Source organism: Planomonospora sp. ID67723 (genome assembly GCF_015711605.1).
In the GTDB taxonomy this organism is placed as follows: Bacteria; Actinomycetota; Actinomycetes; order Streptosporangiales; family Streptosporangiaceae; genus Planomonospora_A.
The window spans coordinates 1,966,478-1,985,947 of sequence record NZ_JABTEZ010000002.1 but is presented as its reverse complement, the minus strand read 5'-3'; the positions used below and the strand labels follow the sequence as shown (position 1 = coordinate 1,985,947).

The window sequence follows — 19,470 nt, the reverse complement described above, 5'->3', positions numbered from 1 at the left end:
CTGACCGCCATCTGCCGGCTGAGACTCCTCCCGGTGGGAAGGGTGCCCGCGCAGGCACCGGACCCCAGGAACGGAGTGCAGTCTCCCGTCCTCAACTGGTGAATAAGGTGCTCCCACTCACCCTCTCCCATGTCATGCACGCACGGCACCACCTCACCTCTCGCGAGCCCGGACGGATCACGGACCCGACGCCGCACGTCCCCATCGGCACGGCCGGCAGCGGCGGGGCCGGAATCCGGCGCACTTCCCGCCGCCGCAGAGCAGGAACGCGACCCCTTCACGACCGTATTTCCACCGCACCGCGACCGGAAGGGCGGGACGGTCGCTTATATGGAGCTGTCAAACTTGGCGCACGGCGCCGAAGTCCTGCCCGGGGCGGCGACCCACTCCTCCAGAATCTTTCGCAGGGGCACGCTGTCGATCTCCGAGATGGCCGCCAGCGACAGTCCGCCCGGATCGACGAGGGCGGCGGCTCGAGGCTCGCCTTCATGCATTTGCACTCCTTGCGCCACGGCCACACGGGCCGTACGGATTTCGGTCCTCCGAAAGGAGGGGGAACGGCCGCCCTTTCAACGGGGTGGAGCTCTCCGGTGCACTTTTGTTCAATTCTGTAATGCCGCGCCCCCCGAATCAACCTCTAGGATGACCTCACGAGCTTTCCGGCATTACACGGCGGAGGCCACATTGGCAGAGCTTTCACGCACGGCACACGCGGCGCCGGAACGGCAGCCGGAGGTCTGGGAGAAGGTTCCTCCGCGCAACAGGAGCTTCACGGGCCGGGAAGACCTCCTCGCCAAGCTACGCCAGGGCATCAACACCGTGACCGCCGTCGTGCCCCAGCCTCAGGCACTCCAGGGATTGGGCGGTGTCGGCAAGACCCACCTCGCCATCGAGTACGCCCACCGCTACCGCTCTCACTACGACCTCGTCTGGTGGATCCCCTCGGACCAGCGCGTCCTGGTGCCGTCGGCGCTCGCGAGCATGGCGCCCGCCCTGGGGCTTCCTCCCGCCTCCGCCATGGGCGTGGAGGAGGCGGCCGAGGCCGTGCGCCGGACACTGCAGAGCGGCGAGCCGTACCACCGCTGGCTGCTGATCTTCGACAACGCCGAAGAGCCGGGTCAGATCGAGGAGTTCATTCCGCGCGGACCCGGCCACGTCCTCATCACCTCGCGCAATCCCCAGTGGGAGAACCACTTCGAGACTCTCCAGGTCGACGTTTTCGATCGCGAGGAGAGCATGGAGTTCCTCAGGAAACGCCTGAAGCGAAACATCCCCGAGGAGGAGGCCTTCCGCCTCGCCGAGAAGCTCGGCGACCTTCCCCTCGCGCTGGAGCAGGCCGGAGCGCTGCAGTACGAGACCGGCATGTCGACCGACGAGTACATCGAGCAGCTCGACCGGGAGGCCGGCCGGCTGCTGGGTATGAACCGGGCCACGGGGTACCCGATGTCGATGACCGCCGCGTGGAGGGTGTCGGTCTCTCTGCTGGAGGACCGTCTTCCCGAGGCGATCAAAGTCTTGCGATGCTGCGCCTTCTTCGGCCCCGAACCGATCCTCCGGGACGTCTTCCGCAAAGGCCACAAGGCCCTCCCCCGGGAGAAGAACGCCACGGACCTCCAGCTGGGCTCGATCCTGGCGGACCCCATCATGCTGAGCAAGGCCCTGGGCGAGCTGCGACGCTTCGCCCTGGCCCGGGTCGACCCCGACACCCGTACCATCCAGGTCCACCGCCTGGTCCAAGCCCTGCTCCGAGACGACCTGCCGAAGGCCGAGCAGGACAAGGCCCGCGCGGAAGTCCATCTCCTGCTAGCAGGTGCGGCGCCCACATCGGAGACCACCGCCAAATGGGACGACTTCGAGGGGATGCTGGCCCACATCGGCCCCGCCCGGGTAGCCGAGAGCGAGGACCCACGGGTCCGGGAGTTCGCTCTCAACAGCGTCCGCCACCTCTACGAGGCGGGTGACTACCAGCTCGCCCTCGACTTCCTGGAACGGTTCATCGCCAAGTGGACCGAATCCAGCGGTCCGCTCCACAAGGACGTGCTGGTGGCATGGACGCACCGAGGCAACATCCTGCGCGGCCTCGGCCGGTACGCCGAGGACTACGAGAGCGGCCGCAAGACCCTTCAGCAGATGCGGGAGACCCTCGGCCGGGAGCACCCCGACACCCTCTGGGCCGCCAACGGCTACGGAGGCTCCCTGCGATCCCACGGCGAGTTCCTTGCCGCGCGGGACCTGGACGAGGAGTCCCTCACAGCTCATCAGCGGCTCTTCGGACCGGACAGCCCGGCGACCTTGCGCGTCATGTACAACCTCGCGCTCGACCACGTCCTCACCAGTGACTACGCCAAGGCACAGGAACTGCACCAGGAGGCATACCTCGGAAAGGTCGACGCGGGGGATCTGATCAGCAAGAGCTCGCTACTGCGGTCGTGGAACGCGCTGGCGCAGGTGCTGCGGCTGCGCTGCGACTACGCGGAGGCGTGCGACCTGGGCGACGAGGCCCACGAGTACGGCATCAAGGAACTGTCCCTCGACCACCACCTGACCCTGCTCACGGCCAAGGACCTGTCCATCGCCCGGCGCCGGACGGGCGAGCTCGCCGAGGCGCTGGAGCTCGCCCGCGACACGCACGCCCGGCTCCAGCGGATCTTCGGTGACGACCATCCGGATACGATGGCCGCCGCCGTCAACGTCTCCAACACCCTGCGCACGGCCGGGGAGATCGACGAGGCGTTCGCAATCGCGAGCGAGGCCGTCTCCCTCTACCCCCGGGCGTTCGGCGACGACCACCCCTTCACCCACGCGTGCCGGGGCAACCTCGCGGTCCTGCACCGGTTGCGCGGTGACGCCGCCGAGGCCAGAGCCATCAACGGGGCGGCCAGGGAACGACTGATCGCCAAGGTCAGCCGGAACCACCACTACACGCTGACCTGCGCCGTCAACCTCGCCACGGACCTCGCCGCCCTGGGTGAGACGGCCGCGGCGCGGGAACTGGGCGAGGACACGCTCGAGAGGCTGCGCGAGCTCTTCGGCCCGGACCACCACCTGACGCTCGCCTGCGCCTCCAACCTCGTCCTCGACATGCGGGCGGCGGGAGCGGACAAGGAAGCCGACCTGCTGCACGCCGACACGGTGAGCCGTTTCGATCCACCCGGGGCATCGACCTCGGACCCGCCCGACCTCATCGCCGTCCACGAGGGGCGGCGCGTCGACTGCGACTTCGACCCGCCGCTGACCTGACCCGGCCCTGACGCGGTGGCCGGGTCAGGGCCCCGTCCGGCCCGGGTTGCGCCTGTTCCAGGCATCCCGGTGCCAGCCGGCCTCACGGTGGGCCTGTCCCGCCGCCGCGAGGTCCACCGGTTCCAGGAGCATGGCTTCGAGCGTGCGCCGCATCCCGGTGACGAACTCCACCCCGGCCTCCGTAAGGCTCTCGCTCTCCAGAAGCGTGCAAGTGACCAGGTATGCGCCCTCTCTCCAGCGAGCGAACTCCACCTGCGCACGGAACGCCGCCGCGCCCCGCTCCATCCCGCGGCGGCAGCGCCAGAAGTCCGCCACCCCCATGAAGGCGTAAGCGCCCTGCAGCAGTCCGTAGACGGGGCGGGGGTCCGGCCTCCACGGGGCGTAGTGACGCCGCCCGTCGTCCGGCAGGGTCAGGGCGACCGCATCGGTCAGCGCTGTGAGCTTGGTGTGCTGGATCTCGTGGGCGAACGTGGCGCCGAGGCCGAGGCCGTTTCCGGGCTCGGAGAGGGCGACGGCCCCGAACGTCTCCTGGGCGGTTCCGCTGTTGTCTCCGAAGGCCCGCGGCCTGAGGGGAGTGAGCACGGAGATCGCCGAGGCGACCTCCTCCGCAACGGTCCAGTGATCGGCGGTCAGGATGCGCCAGGCCTCGACGAGGCGTGACCGCCAGGTACGGCGCCGCCCGGCGGTGAGCCGTCCCTCCAGCTCGTGCGCCTCCGGCCACCGGTAGGGATCGAGATCGTCCAGGATCATGCCGATCCCGGGAGCCGCCGGGAGCCGGTGCAGGACCCGCCAGCCCGTTCCATCACAGGAGGGATCCACCCGCACCGCGAACCGGCCGACGCCGAGCTCGGCTCCGATCCCGTCCGGCCGCACGGCGACGTCCACCACCCCGTCCGGGCCCCGGGGAAGCACGGCCTCCCCCAGCGACGGCAGCATGAGCCTGCCTCCGGTGACGGGCAGCCGGACCCGGCATGCGGTCTGCGACCTGATCGCGGCCACCACGGCCATCGCGCCCAGCCGCCCGGGATCGTGGCCGCCCGCGTTCGGCCCGCCGGGGCCGTCTCCGGCCGCCGTCCTCTCTGTCAGGGCCAGGTAGGTCCGCCACGCCCACGCTCCCACGGCGGGATACCCCAGCACGCCGACGACCGCGTCCGCCGTACGGCTCTCCACCTCTGACAGCAGGTCGTACGCGTGGACCGCCAGATCGGCGTGGGGGTGACCGGTGGTCCTCGCCTCGTCCACGATGCCTCTCACCAGCAGCATGGTCTTGTCCCGCTGCAACGCGCGCAGCTCTCCTGCAGCCTCGGCCCCTCCCCCGCCCGCCGCCAGCTCGGTGAACGCCTTTCCGGAGACCTTGAGCGACGGCAGCTTCATCGGCTTCCCTTCAGACGGGCGACGTCGCGGGCGAGCCTCGTGCGGATGTGCGTGATGAGCCGGTAGAGGTCGGCGCAGTAGACGGAGGGGCCCATGAACCCGTCGACGAGGTTGTAGCGGTGGGCGTACAGTCCGCCGCCGCACACAGAGACGACCTCGCAGGCGTGGCACACCGGGGCGAGGGCCAGCTCGCCGATCTGCCGGGCCACGATCGCGGGGTGGCAGAGAACCGCGTCGAAGGAGTCACGCAGGACGTGCATCCGGGTGGCCGCGGCCCCGTGATAGCTGGACTTCAGGATGTCCGACTGCTCGATGCTGCCGTCGGTCTCCACCACGGCCATGCGCGCCGGTGACAGCCCGATCGCCTCGGTGCGCGAGGCCCGTCCCGTCAGCAACCGCATGATCTCGGTGAAGAACCGGATCTCCGTCTCCGACGGCGAGCCGTACCATCGGTCGAAGATCGGGATGAGCCAGTCGGCGTACGGCGTGACGGACGAGCCGGGGTCGCGGAAGGGAGGAGGCGTGGCCCAGTTGCCGTGCGGGAGCAGGAAGTCGACCGCCGGGGGGTCGAACGCCAGGAGCGCCTCGTAGGTCGCCAGCGGGTCGTTGCGAATGTCGATCGTGCACAACAGGCCGCTGAACAGATGGTGGAAGGGGCCGAAGGCCAGCCGGTGGAGCGAGGCCGAGACGATCGCGTGGCTCCCCCTTCCGTCGGCGAACCGCCGGTGCCGGTCCTGGGCCTGCTCGTCGCCGTCCAGGCTCACCCCCACCCGGATCTCCAGCCGGTCGAAGAGCCGCAGGAACTCCTCTCCGAGGCGGAGCCCGTTGGTCTGCACTCCCACACGGACCCGTGTGCCGACGTCGGCGGCCTCGCTCCTGATCGCGCGCACGGCGTGGGAGATGAAGTCCGGTCCCGCAAGAAGCGGCTCCCCGCCGTGCAGGACCACCTCCACCTCGGCCAGCTCGTGCGCCGCCGCATGCTCGGCGATGCGCGCCGCCGTACGCTCCACGATCGTCTCGGACATGCGCCGCGGCTGCGCCTTCCAGGACTGGTCGGCCATTTCGTACATGTAGCAGTATTCGCAGGACAGGTCACAGCGACTGTGTATCTTCAGGATGAACTGCTGAAAAGCCAGAGGCTGCCATCCCGAGGCGAGCAGGCCGTCCACGTCGAGTGTGGCCGGAAACGCGTTTTCGGGCGACAGATTTTCAGGTCCAGGATTCTCCGACAAAAGGGGTACACCCTCTCTTGCTTCATTCCCTATGTCGCATGATTCTGCACCGATAGTCAAGAATCGTTCTCCCGGAGGAGAGGACATCACGGAAAGCAGCCAATTCGCTACGCGAATGCCCGCGCCGGTTGCTGGGCGACCGCGGGTTAAACGGGACGACCCCGGACCCTCGCACGGACGACGCCGGTGCAGGCCCGGGACTTTGACGATCGAGCGTCCGCCGGGCCAGCCTCGTTCCTGTGGATGTGCCCGTGTTTCTTGAGTCATGCCCTGTGCGAGGCAGCCGGTTCCGGAGATGATGCGATCACCGAACACGTCGAGCAAGGAGGCGCCTGTGCGTCTGGGATTCAGCATCGGCACCCTGGGACCTGTCGCGTCCGCTCCCGACGAGCATCTCAAGCTCGTCAGGGAGGCCGAGCGGCTGGGGTACGAGTCGGTCTGGGCCTCCGAAGGGTACGGCGCCGACCCGGCGACGACGCTGGCCTGGCTGGCGGCCGGCACCGAACGCGTGGAACTCGGCAGCGGGATCATCCAGATCTCCGGCCGCACCGCCGTCGCCACCGCCATGGCCGCGGCGACGATCGACCGGCTGTCCGGCGGCCGGTTCCGGCTGGGCCTGGGCACCTCCGGCCCGCAGGTGACGGAGGGCTGGCACGGGCGGCGCTACGAGCGCCCGCTGGCCCACCTGCGCGACTACGTCCAGGTGGTGCGGACCGCGCTGGCCCGCGAACCCGTGCGCCACGCGGGCCCCACCCTTCAGCTGCCCCTGCCCGACAGCCGCGGCAAGGCGCTGAGCATGGCCATCGGACCGGTACGGCAGCCGCTCCCGATCCACCTGGCGGCCATGGGCCCCAAGGCGATCGCCCTCGCCGGCGAGATCGCCGACGGCTGGCTGCCGATCCACTTCCCGCCCGAGCACGTGGCGGAGTCCCTCGACCACCTGCGCTCGGGCGCGGCCCTGGCCGGGCGCGACCCGGCGGAGATCGCCGTCTCCCCCATGGTGATGGCGATGGTGGACGACGACGCCGACTACGCCCGCGACGTGGTGCGCCCGATGCTCGCGCTGTATCTGGGCGGCATGGGCAGCAGGGAGGTCAACTTCTACAACCGGCTCGCCCACCGCCTGGGCTTCGCCGCCGCGGCCGCCCGGGTGCAGGAGGCCTACCTCGGCGGCGGGATGGGCGAGGCCATGGAGGAGCTGCCCGACGACCTGGTGGACGCGCTGGCGCTCTGCGGCACCCCTGATCGGGTACGCGAGCGGCTGGACGCCTACCGCAAGGCGGGGGCGACGACCCTCGTCGTCGGGCTGAACGCGCCCACGCTGGACGACCGCCTGGAGCAGCTCGGCTGGCTGGCGGAGCTGAACTCCTGACGCGCCCTCCGGGTTCCGCGGGATCGCCTCCTGATCCCGCGGAACCCGGCCCGCTCTACGAGAGCCCCGCCGCGATCAGCTCGGCGAGGCGGTCCGGGGCTGGCGGACGATGGCGGCCGGAGCCGCCTCCTTCGCGGCGCCCCGCCCGCGCATCTCCTCGACCAGGGCCGCCATGCCCGTCACCGTGGGGACCTGGAACAGGGTGCGCATGGGGAGCTTCACCCCGGCCTTCTTGCGCAGCAGCGCGATGAGCTGGACCGCGACGAGCGAGTTGCCGCCGAGCTCGAAGAAGTCGTCCTCCACGCCGACCCGTCCCGCGCCGAGCACCTCGCCCCAGAGCCCGGCCAGCATGCTCTCGGTCTCGTTGCGGGGCGCGACGTAGCCCTCCGCGCCGGACCCGCCGCCGTCGGCCGCCAGGTCCAGCTGCTCGGCCACGGTCTCCTGGGTGAGCTCGCGCACACCCGCCACGAACTCCGCCAGCCCGGTCGCGTTGACGACCGTCTGCGGGCCGAGGCCCGCGGCGAGCAGGCGTCGGAAGGCGTCCGCGCCGTTCGCCGGCGAGATGCCGCGCTGGGCCCCTTCCAGGTCCACGCCCGCTCCGGCGGCCGCGGACTCCTCGGCCACGACGGGCTGCTCCGCCGTCTGCCGGGCGCCCTCCCCGACCGTGGCGGCGACGGCGCCGGTGTCGACCCGGCGGAGCACGAAGTCGGAGATGTCGGCGAGCACGCGGCCGTCGTCTCCGTAGAGCGTCAGGTCGACGGAGACGATCTCCCCTCCCCCGGTGTCCCGGTGCCGGGCGTGGCTCCAGATCCGGGCCTGCAACGGTGCGTGCACGGTGATCCGGCCGTAGCCCAGCGGCAGGTAGCTGTGCTCGCCCGCGGCGCTGACGAACGCGGTCGCCTCGTCGAGCAGAGCCGGGTGGAGTCCGAAGCGGCCGAGCTCGCCGGCGGCCTCGGGCGCCGCCTCCAGCCGGGCGAGCTCCTCCTCCTGCCCCAGGTGCACGGCGCGCAGGCTCCGCCAGCGGGGCCCGAAGGCGACCAGGCCGGACGCGGAGGCGAACATGTCCGCAGCCTCCTCGCGGGAGCCGTACGAGCACCGGTCCAGCAGCTCGTCCAGGTCGGCGGTCTGCGCGTCCGCGGGCACCCACGCCGCTCCGCCCCTGGCATGCGACCTGGTCGTTCCGCCGACGACGCTCACCACCTCGAACTCCACGCCGTCGCCGCCGGGCGAGAACAGCACCCGCAGCTCGGCCGAGGCGCCCTCGGCGACCGCCAGCGGCGCCACGAAGGCGACGTCGCGCAGCTCGACGGCGTGGCCGGGTCCCGGAGCGGGCACGGTCACCTCGAAGGCGTGGCGGACCGTCTCCAGGTAGCCGGTACCGGGCAGCACCGGTTCTCCGGCGACGCGGTGCTCGGCCAGCAGCCAGTGGGTGTCCGGGGAGATCGTCCCGGAGACCCAGGGCAGCCGGTCGGCGGAGTCGTGCCGGTGGGTGAGCACGGGGTGGTCCAGCGGGCTGACCCGGTCACCGCGCTGCAGCGCCCGGAAGGCCACCGGCGCGGCGACCTCGGCGGCCATGCCGACCTCCAGCCAGGCGCCCCAGTTGACCGAGATCACCTGTCCGGGCCAGATCTGCGCGTAGGCGTCGAGGAAGTTGTTGGCGGCGCAGTAGTCGACCTGGCCGAACCCTCCCGCCACCGCGGTCACCGAGGAGCACAGCATCACGAAGTCCAGCTCCAGATCGCCGAACGCCTCGCGGAGCGCGATCGTGCCGGCCAGTTTGGGCGCCATCACCCGTTCGGCCTCCGCGCGCTCCTTGACCTCGGCCATGCCGCCGCCGGGCAGGCCGGCGGCGTGCACGATCCCGTCGATCCGGCCGAACCGCGCGAGCGTCTCCTCGCGGGCGCGCAGCACGCTCGCCGGGTCGGTCACGTCCGCGGCCAGCACGAGCACCTCGGCACCCGCCTCCTCCATCCGGCGGACCGCCGCGACGGCCCGGGCGGTCCGGTCCGTCCCGCCGCCGAGCGCCTCCCACTCCTCCCGCGGGGGCAGCCCCGAGCGGCCGAGCAGGACCAGCCGGGCCCGCACGCGCCGGGCCAGGTCCTCGGCCAGGGTGAGGCCGATCCCGCCGAGGCCGCCGGTGACGAGGTAGACGCCGCCCTCACGCAGCCCTTCCGGCGTGCCGTCCCGGCCCGGGGCGGCCACCGGCACGGGCTCGTAACCGCGCACCCAGCGCCGCCCGGACCTCAGCACCACCGGAGAGGGCGGCGTCCCCTCCTCGGGGACGTCGAGCCCCGGATCCCGGGCCAGCTCGGCCAGCACGGGGCCGAAGCCGTACGGCGCCGCGCCGGGCTCCGCTGCGGCCTCCAGGTCGATGTGACGGACCGACAGCCAGGGCGCCTCCAGAGGGACGACCTTGGCGATCCCGGCCACCGTCGCGTGCTCGGGGCGGCGCAGGTCGGGGCCGAGCACGCCCTGCGTGCCCGCGGTCAGCACGTCCAGGTGCACGCCGGACTCCCGCTCGGCCGCCGACAGCGCCTGGACCAGGGTGAGCAGGCTGAAGAAGCCGAGATCCTGCGCGGCCAGGGTTGCGGCGGCGTCGCGGGCGGGCGTGCCGTCGAGCGCCCAGGCGTGGACGATCCGCTCCGGCACCCCGACCTCGGCGATCAGGGTCTCGTAGTCCTCGCGGGAGCCGGGCCGGATCGTGATCCCGCCGTCGGCCGTGCGGCCGTACCGCTCTCCGGCGGCGACGGTCAGCACCTCCGTCCCGGCCGCGCGCAGCGCCGCCGTCAGCGGGGCGGCGGACGGGCCGGCGAAGACGAGGCAGCGGTCGGGCCCCGGCGCGCCGGAGACGGGGACGGGCTCCTGCCGCCAGGCGGGAAGGCTGAACCACTCCTCCACGGGGAGCGCGCCGGTGCGCGGCGGGACCGGGTAGATCAGCTGCGGGTCGGGCAGGATCGGCACCCAGTGGTGGGAGCGTTCGAAGGGGTAGCCCGGCAGCGGGACGCGGCGCCCGGGCGCTCCGAGGGCCTCCGGATCGATCGTGACCCCCGAGGTCCACAGGGCCCCTGCGGTGGCGTAGAGCACCTCCGGGTCCGGCTTGGGATCCGCGGGGCCGGGCAGGCTCGCCAGCGGCGCGGGGGCGCCGGAAGGCAGCTGGGTCCTGGCCAGACCGGCCAGCTGGCGGCCGGGCCCGCACTCGACGAGCCGCCACTCCCCCTCCGACAGGAGAGTCGCCACGCAGTCGCCGAACCTGACCGCCTCCCGCAGGTGGCGGGTCCAGTAGGCGGGGTCGACCGCGTCCTCGGCGGTGATCCACGTCCCGGTGACGTTCGACAGGAAGGGCAGGGCGGGGGCGTTGCGGGGGGTCGAGGCGACGACCTCGTGGAACTCCGCGAGGATGGGGTCCATCATGGCCGAGTGGAAGGCGTGCGAGGTGCGCAGCATCGTGCGCCCCACCCCCTGCTCGGCCAGCCGCGCGCCGTACTCCTCGATCAGGCCGGTGGGCCCGGCCACGACGCAGGTCCCCGGCCCGTTGACGGTCGCGACCGACAGTCCGTCGGGCAGGTTTTCCCGGACCTCCGCCTCGTCCAGGCGGAGCGCGAGCATCGAGCCCGGCGGCATGCTCTGCATCAGCCTGCCCCGGGCGGCGACCAGGCGCAGCGCGCCGGGCAGGTCGAAGACCCCGGCCACGGTGGCCGCGACGTACTCGCCGATGCTGTGGCCGATCATCCCGGCCGGTTCGACGCCCCAGGAGCGCCACAGGCGGGCCAGCGCGTACTCGACGGTGAACAGCGCGGGCTGGGTGAGCGCGGTCTGCCGGAGTCTGTCGTCGGCGGCCTCCCGCTCGTCGTCCCCGGGGAAGAGCAGCTCCCGCAGGTCGAGGCCGAGCTCGTCGAGGAGAAGCCCGGCGCACTCGTCCACGGCCTCCCGGAAGACCGCCTCGGTGCGGTAGAGCCCGGCCCCCATCCCGGCGTACTGCGCGCCCTGGCCGGAGAACAGCCACGCCACACGCGGTGCCGAGCCCGCCGCGCCCTTGACCAGGCGGCGGGGGTCGGCGAGCGCGCGGGCCGCGTCCTCGGTGTCGGCGGCGACGACGACCGCCCGGTGCTTCATCTCCTTGCGCCCGGTGCGCAGCGTGAAGGCCACGTCCGCCAGGTCGAGGTCCGCCGCGCCGGACAGCCGGTCGGCGAGCCTTCCCGCCATGGCCTCCAGCGCGGACGACGTGCGGGCCGACAGCCGCAGGAGGTGGACCGGGCGGTCCTCACGAGGAGCGGGGGGGACGGCCGGGGCCTGTTCGAGTACGGCGTGCGCGTTGGTGCCGCCGATGCCGAAGGAGCTGACGCCCGCCCTGCGCGGGAACCCGCCGGTCTCCCACTTGGTGAGGGTGGACACGACGTGGAAGGGGTTCTCGCCGAAGCCGATGCGGGGATTGGGGCTCTCGTAGTTGAGGCTCGGCGGGATCATGCCGTGCTCGATCGACAGGACCGTCTTGATGAATCCGGCGATGCCCGCGGCGGGGCCGAGGTGCCCGATGTTGGTCTTGACCGAGCCGATCCCGCACCAGCCGGCCTCCGCGGTGTCCTTGCCGAACACGCTCGACAACGCCGCCACCTCGATCGGGTCGCCCAGGGAGGTGCCGGTGCCGTGCGCCTCCACGTAGGTGACGGTGCGCGGGTCGACGCCGGCCAGGTCCAGGGCCTGGGAGACCGCGACGGCCTGCCCCTCGACGCTCGGCGCCGAGAAGCCGACCTTGGTGGCGCCGTCGTTGTTGATGGCGTTGCCGATCACGATCGCCCGGACGTGGTCGCCGTCGGCGAGGGCGTCCGACAGCCTCTTGAGCACCGCGATGCCCCCGCCCCCGCCCCAGATGGTTCCCGCGGCGGATGCGTCGAACGCCCTGCAGTGCCCGTCCGGGGCGTAGATGCCGTCCTGGTGGTACTGGTAGCCCCATTCGGGCGGCATCTCGATCGACACGCCGCCGCTGAGCGCCATGTCGCACTCGCCGGAGCGCAGCGCCTCGCAGGCCACGTGGATGGCGACCAGGGAGGAGGAGCAGGCGGTGTGCAGAGTGAGGCTGGGGCCGCGCAAGTCGAGCTTGTAGGACACCAGCGTCGACAGGTAGTCGGGGTGGTTGCCGGTGTAGATGGCGAGGTTGCCGACGGAGGCGTGCGTCTTGCGGTCCCTGCGGATGAACATCCACTGGTACTCGTCGGAGCCGATCGCCCCGTAGACGCCGACCTCCCCCGGGTAGCGCGCGGGGTCGTAGCCGGCGTCCTCCAGCGCGCTGTGCGACAGCTCCAGGAACATCCGCTGCTGCGGATCTCGCAGCTGCGCCTCACGGGGGGACATTCCGAAGAAGGCGGCGTCCAGGGCGCCGTAGTCGTCGGCGATGGACGCCGCGCGCACGAAGTTGGGGTCGTCGAGCAGGTAGTCGGGTACGCCGAGCGCGGCCTGCTCCTCCCGGGTGTAGAACCTGACCGACTCCACTCCGTCGATGAGGTTGCGCCAGAACGACGGGACGTCCGGAGCCCCCGGCATCCGGCACGCGAGCCCGACCACCGCGATCGGCTCGACCGCATATTCCTCGGTCATTCCTCATTCTCCTGTCTTCCGGCCGGGTAGGGCCGGCGGGATGGTGCCCTTCGGGACGGGGTCCGGGCCTGCCGGGCGGCGATCCGCCGGGAGGCGCGTTCCGGACCCGGGGTGCGCCCGGCGCCGTCGAGGTGGGCGGCGAGGGAGCGGACCGTGGGGAAGCGGAAGAGGTCCACGATGGGGACGGCACGGCCGAGCAGCGCGGCGAGCCGGGCCTGGACCTCGGCGGTGGCGAGCGAGTGCCCGCCGATCTCGAAGAAGTTCTCTCCGGCGGAGATCCTCGGCAGGCCGAGCACCTCCCGCCACACCCCGGCGACGAGCCGTTCCGTCGCGCCGGACGGCTCGTCGGCGCGCGGGCCGGCCGGGCGCGGCACGGGTTCGGGCAGCGCGGCCCGGTCGACCTTCCCGTTCGGGGTGAGGGGCAGCGCGGGCAGCAGGACCACCTCGGCGGGGACGGCGTGGGCGGGCAGCCGGTCGCCGAGGTGCCGCCGGAGGCCGGCCGGCCGGACCCCCGCCCTCGCGGGGACGGCGTAGGCGCGCAGCACCGGCCCGCCCGGCCGGTCGGCGACCGCCGCCGCCGCGGCACGGACGTCCGGATGCTCCATGAGCACGCCCTCGATCTCGCCGAGCTCGACCCGGTAGCCGCGGATCTTCACCTGGCCGTCGGCCCGCCCGGCGAGCACGACCCGCCCGGCGGGGTCGTACCGGCCCAGGTCGCCCGTCCGGTACCGGCCCGTCTCGCCGTCCGCCTCCGCGGTGAAGCGCTCCTTGGTGAGCTGCTCGTCGAGGTAGCCCTCGGCCAGCCGCCGGCTGCGGATCACCACCTCGCCCAGCTCTCCCACCGCGGCCGGCAGCCCGTTCCCGCCGAGCACGAGCAGTTCCGCGCCGCCGACCCCGTGCCCGACCGGGACGGCGTCGCCGTGGTCGTCCTGGCCGCCGTGGTCCGCCCGCTCCTCCCGACCGCCGCTGTCACCGCCGGTGATCTCGAAGACCGCCTGGACCTGGGGCGTCTCGGTGGTGCCGTAGGCGTTCACCAGGCGCGCGCCGGGCGCGACCTTCCGGAACCGGGCGGCCTGCGCCCACGTGAGCCGGTCCCCTCCGAGCAGGACCAGCCGCAGGTCCGGCAGCGGCACCCCGGCGGCGGCCACGAGCACGGCCAGTTGCGGGGTGAGGTGGGCGACGGTGACGGCGCGGTCCCGCAGCCAGGCGGCCAGGCGGGCGGGGTCGCGGATGTCGTCCTGGTCGGGCACGTGGAGCGGGCCGCCCAGGACGAGTGGGGTGAAGGCGTCGCGGAGCAGGGGGTCGTGCGCCAGCCCGGCGAGCAGAGCGAACCGGTCCCGCCCGGTCAGGCCGTACGTTCCGGGGTACCAGTCGAGGAAGCGCGCGAGCGGCCCTTCCGCCGCCCGTACGGGTTTGGGATCGCCCGTGCTGCCGGAGGTGAAGGAGAGGTACCCGCGTTCCCCGGCCGGCACGACCGGCCCGGGCCCCGTTCCCGCCTCCGCCTGACTCCCCGCCGGAGGAAGGGGCTGCACCGGCGGAAGGCCGGCCAGTTCGGGCGGCGGAGCCGTACCGGGGCAGCACAGCAGCGCGCGTGCGTCCACGGCGGCCGCCTGGGCGGCCAGTCTGGCGGGCGGGAGGGCGGGGTCGAGCACGGCCCAGCGGGCCCCGGCGGCCAGCACCCCGAGCAGCAGGGCGGGCAGCTCGCACCGGCGGGCGGCCAGGACCGCGACGGCCTGGCCGGGGCCGGCCACGGCGGCGGTCGCGGCGGCGGTCCGTGTCGCCAGGTCGGCCAGCTCGCCGTAGGTCAGCTCGCCCCCGGCGCCGGAGACCGCGATCCTGTCCGGGTGCTCGGCCGCCCTGGCCAGGACGCGTTCCACGAGTCCGCCGGCGGCCGGGCCGGGCGGGGCTCCGGCGGCTCCGGCGGGTGCGGTGAGTACGGCGGGTGCGGCGGGTGCGGCGGTCGCGCTGCCGGGCAGCGGGGTGCCCGGGGGACGCATCGGCGCGAGCCGCACGGGCAGTTCCGGGGCGGCGACCAGCTCGCCGAGCAGGTGGACGTAACCGGCCAGCAGCGCCTCGATCCGCTCGGCGTGGAACAGCCTGGGGTTGTACACGGCCTGGAACACGTAGCGGTCGCCGCGCTCGCCGACGTAGAGGGTCAGGTCGAACAGGGAGCCGGGCAGCCCGGGCGGGAGCGGGCGGGCGCTCACCCCCGGCAGGTCCAGGCGGGGTTCGGTGAAGTCGTACATGTTGAACAGGACCTGGATCAGCGGGTTGCGCGACAGGTCGCGTCCCACTCCCAGCCTCTCGACGAGGCGCTCCAGCCGGACGTCGAGGTGGGCGAAGGCGTCGGACAGCTCCCGCTGGCACGCGGTGACGTGGCCGGCGAACGCCCCCTCGTCCGTCACGGCCAGCCGTACCGGGACGACTTGCACGAGGCAGCCGACCAGCGGCTCGAACGCCGGATCGCGGCGGTCGGCGACCGGTGTTCCGACGATCATCTCGGACTGCCCGGTGAGCCTCCTCATGACCTGGGCGAACGCGGAGAGCATCACGGCGTACGGCGTCGCGCCCAGCCGGGCGGCGAGTGCGCGGACCCCGGCGCCTGTCTCGGCGTCCGCCTCGGTCCGGACGGAGGCTCCCTCGAAGGTCTGCACGGCGGGGCGCGGAAGGTCGCGCGGCAGGTCCAGTACGGCGGGCGCCCCGCCGAGGTGCTCCACCCGCCGCTCCAGGGCCGCGGTGTCCTCGCGCGCGGCGAGCCAGGCCGCGTACCCGGCGAAGGAGGTGGCGAGCGGGACCGCGGGGTCGCCCCGGTAGGCACGCGCGATGTCGTCGTAGAGGACGTCCTGCGACCAGCCGTCGAACACGATGTGGTGCGCCGTGACGGCCAGCACGTGGTCGTCCTGCGCCAGCCGGAGCAACCGTGCCCGCCACAGCGGTCCCGCCGCGAGGTCGAAGGGCGTGCGGGCCTCCTCCTCCAGCCACGCCCCGGCCCACTCCGGCAGGTCGCCGTCCGCCCGCGCCCCGGCCGGGGACGGCTCTCCCGCTCCGGCGTCGACCGGGAGCGCGATCTCACCCGCCGGGTCGACGGCCACGCGCGGCACGCCCCCCGACTCCTCGATCCGCCAGCGCAGCACCTCGTGCCTGGCGGAGACCGCCGACAGCGCCGCGCGCAGGGCTCCGGTGTCGAGCGGGCCGGTCAGCCGCTGGGCCATGGCGATGTTGTGCACCGGTGTGCCGGGGGCCAGGCGCTCCACGAACCACATCCGCCGCTGCGCGGGGGAGAGGGCGGGGGCGGCGGCCGCGACGGGCGGGTCCTCGATCGGCGGGGCCTGCCCGGCCCGCAGGGCGAGGCCCTCCACCGTGCGGCCGGCCAGGACGTCCTCGACGGCGATCTCCCTGCGCAGCTCGGCCCGGAGCCCGGCCACCAGGTGCATGGCGAGCAGGGAGTGGCCGCCCGAGGCGAAGAAGTCGTCGTCGAGGCCCGGCTCGGGCACCTCGAACGTCCTCGACCAGACGGCGGCGACCGCCCGCTCCACCGCGTCCCGGGGAACCCGCCCTCCGCCGGAGGGGGCTTCCCGCGGCGCCGGGCCCGCTCCGGCGGGGAGGCCGTCCGCCTCCCGGCGGGGGTCCTCACCGCGGGAGCGCAGGCGGCCGAGATCCACCTTGCCCGCCACGGTCAGCGGCAGCGACGGCAGGCGGACGACCCGGGTGGGGACCATGTAGACCGGGAGCCTGGCCAGGCAGTGGTCGCGGATCCCGTCCAGACCGGGGGCGGACTCGGGGGCCAGGTAGGCGGTGAGCTCGGCCATCCCGCCGGGCCCGGAGTCCAGGTCGACCACCGCGTGGCCGACGTCCGGGTGGGCGCGGAGCACCGACTCGATCTCCCCGATCTCCACCCGCTGGCCCTGCACCTTGACCTGCCGGTCCAGCCGTCCGAGGAAGCCGATCCGGCCGTCGGCCTCCAGCACCACCCGGTCGCCCGTGCGGTAGAGCCGGGAGCCGGGCGGGCCGTAGGGGTCGGCGACGAACCGTTCGGCCGTCAGACCGGGCCGGTCGAGGTAGCCCCGGGCGAGCTGGGGGCCTCCGATGCACAGTTCGCCCGGCGTGCCCGGCGGGCAGGGGGCGAGCCGGTCGTCGAGGATCCGGGCGGTGCACCCGGGCAGCGCGTGGCCGATCGGCAGCGGCCGGTCCCAGGTGCCGGTCAGCTCGCCGCCGACCACGCAGACCGTGGTCTCGGTGGGGCCGTACCAGTTGTGGAAGCGCCGGACTCCGGGGCGCGACCAGCGGGCCACCTGCTCGGGACCGGCCGGCTCTCCGGCGGTGAGCAGGTCGCGCAGCAGGGGCAGCCGGTCCGGGTCGAGCAGCGGGAGCAGTGCGGGCGGGACGGTCCCCCAGGTGACCTCGTGGTGCTCCAGGAAACGCTGCAGGCGCGCCGGATCGGTCCGGTCGCCGTCGGGGACGAACATCACCGAACCGCCCCTGGCCAGCGGGGCGAACACGTCGAGGACCGACACGTCGAAGCCGAGCGCGGCGAAGCCGATGCTGCGGCACCCGGAGTCGAGGCCGAACAGCTCGCCGGCCATGGTGACGAAGGACACGGCGGCGGCGTGGCTGACCACGACGCCCTTGGGCCGCCCGGTGGATCCGGAGGTGTACAGGACGTAGGCCGCGTGATCGGGATGGGCAGGGCGCGGCGGAGCGGGCGTCCCGGCCGGACGGGCCGCGGGCCCCCGCCGGTCGTTGCCGTCCCCGGGCCGTCCGTGCGGCTCCTCCGCCCCGGTCCCGGCGCGCGGTCCCGTCAACCGTACCGGGGCCCCGGCGAGCAGCTCGCGTCCGGTGTCGTCGGCGACGACCGTGCCGATGCCGGCGTCCTCGATGATCGTGCGCAGCCTGGCGGGCGGGTGCGAGGGGTCCAGCGGCACGTAGGCCCCGCCCGCCATCATGATTCCCATCACCGAGACCAGCAGGTCGGGCGTGCGGCGGCCGCAGACGCCGACCCGGGTCTCCGGCCCGACGCCCGCCGCGCGCAGGCGACCGGCCAGCGCGCCCGCGGCATCGGCCAGCTCACCGTAGGTCAGCGTCCGGTCCCACTGCCGGACCGCCGTCGCGTCCGGCGTGCGGGCGGCCTGCCCCACGACGAGATCGTGCAGGAACTGCCCCGAGGTCATTGGCTCACCGCTCCGTCATCGATCGGTCCACATATCGGTGCTCAGCCGGGTCCGGCCGCGGGGCACCGCGACCGCCGCCAGCGCCTCGCCCAGCGGCGTGTGCAGGGACAGGAAGGTCACCCACCAGCCGGCGCCCGCGGGCCACGGCCCCGGGTCGGCCAGATCGGGGAACCCCGCCTCGGCCTGGGCGTGCGCCCCCGCGCGGGACAGCGCCCGCCTGGCCGTCCTGGCGCGGAGCTCCAGCCAGGGCCGGTCCTCCTCGGCCGCGTCCGCTACCTGCTCCCACTCCCCCGGCCCGAGCCCGTCCTCGTGAGAGGGACCGGGGAAAGCACGGCGGGAGGCGCTGTGGGAGGCGCTGCGGGAGAGAGCGTGGGCGGCGCCGTACGCCTCCAGCAGCCCCACGGCCGCGCCGACGGCGCCGCCGCGGACCGTCGCCTCGACCGCCAGGCCGTCCGCCCGGTCCACGGCGCGGGAGAGGCCGCCCGCGTCTCCGCCGGACGTGCCCTGCGGCTCCCCGGCGGGGAACACGCGGACGTGGACCTCGTCGTCCTCCATGGGCGGCGGGCCCGCGCCCCTGCCGGGGCCGGGGCCCGCGAGATCCCCGGCGATCAGCCGGGCGAGCTCCGCGGGACCGTCCTTGAGGAAGAAATGGCCGCCGCGCAGGGTCCGCAGGGCGAATCCGGCGCGGGTGTGGCGCGCCCAGCCGAGCATGTCGCCCGGCGGCACCTCCCCGTCGTCGAGACCCGCGAACGCCACCACGGGGACGTCCAGCGGCGGCTCGGGCGCGTAGCGGTACCGCTTGATCCAGGTGAAGTCCGCCCGCAGCACGGGCAGGAGCAGCTCCCGCAGCTCGGGTACGTCCCTGAGCTCCTCGGGGGCACCGGCGCGCCGTACGAGCTGGTCGATGAACGCCTCGTCGGGCAGGTCCGCCGCCGCGGCCAGCGGCACCCTCCGGTCGGGGGGGTGGGCGGCCCCGGCGTAGAGCCTCAGCGGCGGGGGCAGCCCCCGGCGGCGCAGCTCGCGTGCCACCTCGAAGGCGATCCGGGCGCCCATGCTGTGCCCGTAGAGGGCGTACGGCCGTCCCGTGTGCGGGGCGATCTCATCGGTGATCCGCGGCACGGAGAACTCGGGTGGCTCCTCGATCCGGTTCTCCCGGCCGGGAAGCTGGACGGCGACGACCTCGACGGCGTCGCAAGCGCCTTTCAGGCCGTAATAGGCACCTGCCGCCCCTCCCGCGTAGGGGAGGCAGAGCAGTACGGAGGTGTGTTCGGGAGGGGGATTCGGGCGGGGGGTCGAGGGGAGGGTGGGTCGCGTAATCGAGAGGGGCTCGATCGCCATGTGCCAGGTACTCCTCCGCGGGGTCACATCGCCCCGTACGGTTCAGAGGGATTTAATGCGCACGACAAATCACCTTATATCCACCCGCACAACCCGGCGTCAACCTTCATTAATTTTGTCCGATACTCGCCGTTTCGGACACACCGATTCACAA

Annotated in this window: 8 protein-coding genes; 2 read left to right on the top strand and 6 right to left on the bottom strand. The window is 73.5% G+C overall.

Translation table 11 applies throughout. The features are described 5' to 3' along the window. Nucleotides 1-326: 326 nt before the first annotated feature. Nucleotides 327-494: a hypothetical protein gene (locus HS041_RS21330; protein WP_196442403.1), complete on the bottom strand. Its 168-nt coding sequence runs from the start codon at nucleotides 492-494 to the stop codon at nucleotides 327-329. 190 nt (nucleotides 495-684) lie between these two features. Between HS041_RS21330 and fxsT the strand changes: the two genes are divergently transcribed. Next, a complete protein-coding gene (gene fxsT / locus HS041_RS21325; RefSeq protein ID WP_230879167.1) occupies nucleotides 685-3,240 on the top strand; it encodes an FxSxx-COOH system tetratricopeptide repeat protein in 2,556 nt (851 codons plus the stop codon). A 24-nt stretch (nucleotides 3,241-3,264) separates the two neighbouring features. Here fxsT and HS041_RS21320 read toward each other — a convergent pair whose 3' ends face one another. Together HS041_RS21320 and HS041_RS21315 are read right to left on the bottom strand one after the other, a co-directional pair. Next, entirely contained in the window at nucleotides 3,265-4,614 is a 1,350-nt protein-coding gene (locus tag HS041_RS21320; protein WP_196442401.1) for an HEXXH motif domain-containing protein, read from the bottom strand. Continuing rightward, the gene (locus HS041_RS21315) at nucleotides 4,611-5,783 is read right to left on the bottom strand and encodes an FxsB family cyclophane-forming radical SAM/SPASM peptide maturase (protein WP_307845392.1); all 1,173 of its coding nucleotides are present in this window, start codon (nucleotides 5,781-5,783) and stop codon (nucleotides 4,611-4,613) included. The genes HS041_RS21320 and HS041_RS21315 overlap by 4 nt, the downstream gene beginning before the upstream one ends. Nucleotides 5,784-6,180: 397 nt before the next feature. Here HS041_RS21315 and HS041_RS21310 point away from each other — a divergent pair, with 397 nt between their 5' ends. After that, complete coding sequence (locus tag HS041_RS21310) at nucleotides 6,181-7,218, top strand: LLM class F420-dependent oxidoreductase (RefSeq protein ID WP_196442399.1); 1,038 nt, start codon at nucleotides 6,181-6,183, stop codon at nucleotides 7,216-7,218. A 75-nt stretch (nucleotides 7,219-7,293) separates the two neighbouring features. Here the strand turns inward: HS041_RS21310 and HS041_RS21305 are convergent, their stop codons facing one another. Genes HS041_RS21305 through HS041_RS21295 form a run of 3 tightly spaced genes read right to left on the bottom strand, consistent with a single transcriptional unit; the run spans nucleotide 7,294 to nucleotide 19,316 of the window. Further along, the gene (locus HS041_RS21305; RefSeq protein ID WP_196442398.1) at nucleotides 7,294-12,810 is read right to left on the bottom strand and encodes a type I polyketide synthase; all 5,517 of its coding nucleotides are present in this window, start codon (nucleotides 12,808-12,810) and stop codon (nucleotides 7,294-7,296) included. Next, complete coding sequence (locus tag HS041_RS21300; RefSeq protein WP_196442397.1) at nucleotides 12,807-17,978, bottom strand: non-ribosomal peptide synthetase; 5,172 nt, start codon at nucleotides 17,976-17,978, stop codon at nucleotides 12,807-12,809. Before HS041_RS21300 ends, HS041_RS21305 begins: the two co-directional genes overlap by 4 nt. A 15-nt stretch (nucleotides 17,979-17,993) precedes the next feature. Continuing rightward, entirely contained in the window at nucleotides 17,994-19,316 is a 1,323-nt protein-coding gene (locus HS041_RS21295) for a thioesterase II family protein (protein ID WP_196442396.1), read from the bottom strand. Nucleotides 19,317-19,470: the final 154 nt, after the last annotated feature.

Bases quoted from the DNA above. Each gene is read 5' to 3' on its own strand.
- HS041_RS21330 (WP_196442403.1), bottom strand. From the start codon at position 494: ATGCATGAAGGCGAGCCTCGAGCCGCCGCCCTCGTCGATCCGGGCGGA.
- HS041_RS21320 (WP_196442401.1), bottom strand. From the start codon at position 4,614: ATGAAGCTGCCGTCGCTCAAGGTCTCCGGAAAGGCGTTCACCGAGCTG.
- HS041_RS21305 (WP_196442398.1), bottom strand. From the start codon at position 12,810: ATGACCGAGGAATATGCGGTCGAGCCGATCGCGGTGGTCGGGCTCGCG.
- HS041_RS21300 (WP_196442397.1), bottom strand. From the start codon at position 17,978: ATGACCTCGGGGCAGTTCCTGCACGATCTCGTCGTGGGGCAGGCCGCC.
- HS041_RS21295 (WP_196442396.1), bottom strand. From the start codon at position 19,316: ATGGCGATCGAGCCCCTCTCGATTACGCGACCCACCCTCCCCTCGACC.